Origin of the sequence: Paraliomyxa miuraensis (assembly GCF_026337845.1) — a bacterium.
Classification (GTDB): domain Bacteria; phylum Myxococcota_A; class Polyangia; order Nannocystales; family Nannocystaceae; genus Paraliomyxa; species Paraliomyxa miuraensis.
This window is the reverse complement of sequence record NZ_JAOVZF010000009.1, coordinates 1-210: the sequence shown is the minus strand read 5'-3', so window position 1 is coordinate 210 and position 210 is coordinate 1. Positions and strand designations below refer to the sequence as shown.

Here is a 210-nt window from a genome sequence, read left to right as displayed (position 1 = left end):
CCACACGAGCACGAGCGTCGCGGTTCCGATCGCCGTCGACGTCCGCGGCGCCAGCACCATCACGGGCTTCCCCGTGGCGACGCTCAACGGCTGGCGCACCAAGGGAGGCGGGCCGCCGTTCGCGAAGATCAACAAGTCGGTGCGCTACCGCGTGGTCGACCTCGAGAAGTGGATGGCCGACCGCGTGGTGAGCAGCACCGCCGAGGTTGC

At 70.0% G+C, this 210-nt stretch carries 1 protein-coding gene; it reads left to right on the top strand.

The window, feature by feature from the left end; genetic code table 11:
• Nucleotides 1–210 (top strand): helix-turn-helix transcriptional regulator (locus OEB96_RS00040; protein WP_266213327.1); only part of this gene is annotated, 210 nt, incomplete at both ends.